General features: G+C 68.1%; 1 protein-coding gene. It reads left to right on the forward strand.

Translation table 11 applies throughout. From position 1 onward, the window contains the following. Positions 1 to 929, forward strand: a 929-nt coding sequence (locus AB4Z00_RS26540; RefSeq protein ID WP_442047903.1) for an NAD(P)/FAD-dependent oxidoreductase, incomplete at both ends; no start/stop codon positions are given.

Raw genomic sequence — 929 nt, forward strand, 5'->3', positions numbered from 1 at the left:
GCAGACGTCGTTATCGTGGGAGCCGGGCACGGCGGTGCGCAATGCGCGATCGCCCTTCGCCAGAACGGTTTCGAGGGGACCATCACCGTCATCGGCCGCGAGCCGGAGCATCCTTACGAGCGGCCGCCGCTCTCCAAGGAATACTTCGCGCGGGAGAAGACCTTCGACCGYCTCTACATCCGCCCGCCGACGTTCTGGGCCGAGAAGGAGATCACCTTCAAGCTCGGCACCGAAGTGACCAAAGTCGATCCGGCGGCGCAGGAACTCGCGCTCTCGGACGGTGAGACTTACGGYTACGGCAAGCTGGTCTGGGCSACGGGCGGCGATCCGCGCCGGCTGTCGTGCTCGGGCGCGGATCTGGCCGGGGTCCATGCCGTGCGCACCCGCGAGGATTGCGACACGCTGATGGCCGAAATCGATGCGGGCACGAAGAAYGTGGTCGTGATCGGCGGCGGCTACATCGGCCTCGAAGCGGCGGCAGTGCTCTCGAAGATGSGCCTCAAGGTCACSCTGCTGGAAGCGCTGCCGCGCGTGCTGGCGCGCGTGGCCGGGGAGCCGCTCTCGGAATTCTACCAAGGCGAGCACCGGACGCACGGCGTCGACCTGCGCACGGGCGTCGCAGTCGATTGCCTGGTGGGCGATGGCCACAAGGTCACCGGCGTGCAGCTTGCCGGTGGCGAAGTCCTGGGCGCCGAGGCGGTGATCGTGGGCATCGGCATCGTCCCGGCGGTCGGGCCGCTGATCCTGGCCGGCGCGGCCGGAGCCAACGGCGTGGACGTGGACGAATATTGCCGCACTTCGCTGCCGGACATCTATGCCATCGGCGACTGCGCGGCTTTCGCCTGCGACTTCGCGGGCGGCACGGTGATGCGCGTGGAATCGGTGCAGAACGCCAACGACATGGCGACGTGCGTGGCCAAGGCGATCTG

The organism is Novosphingobium sp. YAF33, from assembly GCF_052113265.1.
GTDB lineage: Bacteria > Pseudomonadota > Alphaproteobacteria > Sphingomonadales > Sphingomonadaceae > Novosphingobium.